Source organism: Paraburkholderia podalyriae, from assembly GCF_014397785.1.
GTDB lineage: Bacteria > Pseudomonadota > Gammaproteobacteria > Burkholderiales > Burkholderiaceae > Paraburkholderia > Paraburkholderia podalyriae.
In genome coordinates, this window is sequence record NZ_VZQQ01000152.1 from 1 (window position 1) to 4,426 (window position 4,426).

Consider the following 4,426-nt stretch of genomic DNA (forward strand, 5'->3'; position numbering starts at 1 on the left):
CGTCGATTGCCGTATTCTCGTCTTGTGGGACTGCTTGGGTCGTGGACATTTCCGTCTCCTTCGCACAGAGTTGGAAATTCCGTTTTAGCTAAACGGACCTTTCTCCGGTAGTCCCACATAGCATCTTGCTGGGTGGATCTGACATATGAACGTCCCCGCAACGGTGCGGGCGAATGACGCTTCATGGCCGATCACTGCCTTATGCAGTTCGCATAGCCACTCCGAGATTCGCAGGGCGGCGATCGGCCGCACGCGACCCGGAGTTGACTGTTGCAGTGGCAGTTCGACAACGACTCGTACCAAAGGGGAGAGGACGTTAGGTGCTGGGAAGTCATCGGACAGGGGAAGCAGTATCATTCCTCACCACGACGCACCGCCGCGTCGGTGCCGTTTGACTAATTGACCCTCTACAATGGCCATTCCTGATTTTCAGACTTTGATGCTGCCCGTCCTACGCTCGTCCGAAATGGGCGAGGTTAAGATTTCTGATGTCGTTCAGTCATTGGTTGACAAATTCCAACTGACAGAGGACGAGCGATCAGAACTATTGCCATCCGGAAAGCAGACTACCTTCGCCAACCGTGTGCATTGGGCCAAAAGCTATCTCGGCAAGGCAGGACTGGTGGAGTTGACCAAACGAGCACACTTTCAGATAACTGACAGGGGGCGTGACCTATTAGCCAATCCTCCTGAAAAGATCGACATTCACTTTCTTGAACAATTTCCAGAATTCGTACTGTTCCGGGAGGCCAGCAATGGTACCGACAACGCTGGGAAAGCCTCTGCGGCGATCGAGGCAGTCCAGGCGAGCGGAATGACGCCGGACGAAATCATTCGAAAAGCTCATGCAGAGTTGGACGATGAACTCAGTCTTGATCTGCTCGCCCGCGTTATTGCGGCCCCGCCCGAATTTTTTGAACGCCTCGTGGTTCAGTTACTGCTCGCAATGGGTTACGGGGGGTCCACAAGCGATGCCGGCCGAGCGTTAGGCAAGAGCGGCGACGGCGGCGTTGATGGCGTTATCGACCAAGACGCCCTAGGCCTAGATCGAATTTACGTGCAGGCCAAGCGCTACTCGGACGGCAACAATGTAGGCTCGGGCGCGATCCGTGATTTCTTCGGATCACTGGATCGTTTCAAGGCAGCAAAGGGACTTTTTGTTACCACCTCGGCCTTTTCGTCTTCTGCCAGAGAGACGGCTGATTTCCTCAGCAAACGTATCGTCCTAATTGACGGTCGCCAGCTAGCCAAGCTGATGATAAGGTTCAACGTCGGCTGTCGTGTTGAAGAAACCATTGAGCTAAAGAAGATCGACGAAGAATTTTTTGAGTAATCGTCGAACGGCTGCTTAGTGTGAAGCCGACGCCTGAACGTCCCGACAATGGCACACGCGAACCAAGGTTCATGGCCGAACCCGGAAGCCCGCAGTTCAGCAAGGCTGTGACTTCCAAGGCTATATGTCGAACCGCCGTAACCGACCCCTTTGAGACGCTCAGACAAAGTTTTCGACTGTCCGTTGCCGCGTCGACATGAGACGTTCACCGACGACGTTTCGACCAACGACTTATCGACCCTGAACCAGCCCTTCATGTCCTCGGCCTAGCGCGAGGAATGACCACTTCACACAAATGAAAAGGTGAGGCCATCGCCCGTTCAGGAGCCGCGCCCATAGTGACGGGATTCAGCGTATCCGCTCTTGTAGCAATTCGATTGTCCGTTGTGCAAGCGGAGAAAGGTAAGCCTCCGTACGAAAGATCACGCCAACGTACCTGCGAAGATCGAGTTCGCCCGGGTCGAGGTTGAGCGCGCGCAGACCCGTCAGCATGTCGAGCGATTCTGTTCCCGCGATGCAAAGCATCATCGTGCCACGCAACAGATGGAGAAGCGAAGTACTGCCAAAGTCTGTTTCGACGCGTAGTGTCGGCCGAAAAAATCATCAGTCGAGCGGGCGGCTGCTTGGGCGTCACGCCTGGTCAGAGTCTTTTCGCGAAGACCGACTGGCGCCACGGATTCTCATACCCCTCATTGCGGCGCACTTGGCGCACTCGCGAGACATCATGCTGCACCTACTGCGTCTGCCGTATGTTCGTGAGGGCAGTGCAATCGGACACTGATGGGTCGCGTCCTGCCGCTCGTGGCACGCACGGGTCGATCGCACGACGATCGGCAAGGTACGGCCATCTCCAGTCGTTCGCCTGACACCGTGCGCTTTCCTCGGAAACCCAAGAGGAATCAGTTGCGCACACGGAATCGCGTTGTTCATCCTGTTCGGCACGCAACCGATCACGACCGATGACACCGGAAGTACGACGTAGTCGTGCGGGAAATGCCCCGAGATATACTTCCCGCATGGAACTCGACCCCCGCGACCTCGATAAAATCAGTGCCGTCACGTTGCAGCACTACGACGCGCACGCGGAAGATTTCCGCAACGGCACGTACGACCACGACGTCACGCAGAACATCGTGGCGCTGCTGCACCATATCGAAGTCGAGCCGCCTCTTACGATCCTGGATTTCGGCTGCGGGCCGGGGCGAGATCTCAAGGCCTTCACTACACTCGGCCATTGCGCGGTCGGCCTCGATGGCGCCGAGCGCTTCGTTGCAATGGCGCGTGACGAGACTGGCTGCGACGTCTGGCAGCAGGATTTCCTGCATCTCGATTTGCCGGCCGCGCACTTCGACGGCATTTTCGCCAACGCCGCGCTGTTCCATGTCCCGTGTCAGGCGTTGCCGCGCGTGTTGCGGCAATTGCACGCGACGCTGAAGCCCGGCGGCGTGCTGTTCAGCTCCAACCCGCGCGGCACGAATCAGGAAGGCTGGAGCCACGGCCGCTACGGCGTCTTCCATGATCTCGAAGCATGGCGCCGATATATGGCGGACGCAAGCTTCGTCGAAATTGAGCACTATTACCGGCCCGCCGGCTTGCCGCGTGAGCGGCAGCCGTGGCTAGCCAGCGTGTGGCGCAAGCCGGTTGCCTGAAACGCCAGGGGGCTGTTCCACAGTATGCCCGCGTTGGGCTTGGCAGATGCTTGCGTTCAAGCCGCTTTGATGCAGCGCAAAGCAGCCGATTTGCAACAGTGTCCATCGCGCAGACGGCCAGTCGTGGATCTCAGACGATCGGCAGAAGCGGGGACGCCTGTCGTCGGCCGCGACAGGCAGAGGGCGGCCATGCCCAGACGTTGGCAAGCGCTCTCACGCAGCAATTCGAACGTCGGCTTTCCAGGGATGCTGTTGAAAAAGTCGCGACATACGGGTTGTCGAGCAACAGCGAAAAAATCGACCTCTCAGATCGGCGTACAAGCCGCTCGCAGCCCTTGAGTAAGGGTAAAGCGACCCATGAAAACCTCGCGATTTAGACGGTGGCCGACTTTTTCAACAGCATCCAGGTCTAGCGGTCATTTCATCCACGGCGCATTGAGTCCCGTGCTCGCCTAATGGCCACTTGCGGGGCGGAACCTTGGACAGTAGTCGACCCACTCGCGAATCGGGCTGAAATCAACGCGGACGCCCCGCACACGGGCAACTTTGATAACTGAGTTACCTCCCAAGACGCCTTGTCTGATAAGGCTTTCCGGGCGAATTGGCGGTTCAGGAGCGGTTCCCTCTTATTTTCATTACCTTCAAGTTGACTATTTCCGCGTCCGGATCGCGAGATGTCTGCGCTTGATGTGGGGGAGTACAGTCCGACGAACCTGCTTTGCCCGTATGACAGCTACTGCAAGGCGCCACCCACTTAAGCGTGTGCCCGCCCCGCGACACGCACACGCTTTAAGCTTACCGCCCGGATTCTCAAGCTGCGTTCAGCAGACCATGCGGATCGAGTACGAATTTCTTGGGGACGCCGGAATCGAATTGAGAATAGCCTTCGGGCGCTCGCTCCAATGCGATAACCTGGACGTTCACGATTTCTGCAATATTGAGTCGATCCCAAAGGATCGCTTGCATCAGATTCCGGTTGTACTTCATGACTGGAGTCTGGCCTGTGAAGAAGCTATGCGACTTCGCCCATCCAAGTCCCAACCGTACCGACAGGCTGCCCCGCTTCGCTGCCGGATCGACTGCTCCGGGATCGTCAGTAACGTACAGACCGGGAATACCGACTTTGCCGGCAACACGGGTGACCTCCATCAGAGCATTTAGCACTGACGCTGGCGCTTCAGTTTGGTATCCGTCAGCGCATCCCGTCTTGAACGCACGTACACGCGGTGCGAAGGTGTAGCCATCGTAACGACGGAGCAATGCGATGGAGAACACCGCGGGAGAGACTGTATCGACGGGCACGCGGCGGCCTCGGCGGGGCGAGGCGTTCTGGCGAGAGATGGTCATGGCATGGAAAGGAAGCGGACTTGGCGAGCGTCACTTCTGCCGTGAGCAGGGACTTGCCGTCAGTACGTTCGATCTGTGGCGCAAGAAACTGTCGAAC

3 protein-coding genes and 1 pseudogene are annotated in these 4,426 nt (G+C 57.5%); 3 read left to right on the forward strand and 1 reads right to left on the reverse strand.

Going from position 1 to position 4,426, the window contains the following annotated elements:
* The first annotated feature begins 412 nt into the window (after positions 1–412).
* Complete coding sequence (locus F6X42_RS41765) at positions 413–1,333, forward strand: restriction endonuclease (protein ID WP_187639603.1); 921 nt, start codon at positions 413–415, stop codon at positions 1,331–1,333.
* A gap of 1,016 nt (positions 1,334–2,349) precedes the next feature.
* Positions 2,350–2,982: a class I SAM-dependent methyltransferase gene (locus F6X42_RS41770; RefSeq protein ID WP_187639604.1), complete on the forward strand. Its 633-nt coding sequence runs from the start codon at positions 2,350–2,352 to the stop codon at positions 2,980–2,982.
* 810 nt (positions 2,983–3,792) lie between these two features.
* Here F6X42_RS41770 and F6X42_RS41775 read toward each other — a convergent pair.
* Positions 3,793–4,167 (reverse strand): annotated as a pseudogene (locus F6X42_RS41775) (formaldehyde dehydrogenase, glutathione-independent); the annotation flags it as partial.
* A gap of 79 nt (positions 4,168–4,246) precedes the next feature.
* Here F6X42_RS41775 and tnpA point away from each other — a divergent pair.
* Positions 4,247–4,426: IS66 family insertion sequence element accessory protein TnpA (gene tnpA / locus F6X42_RS46515; protein ID WP_446686586.1), on the forward strand; the 180-nt coding region annotated here is incomplete at its 3' end.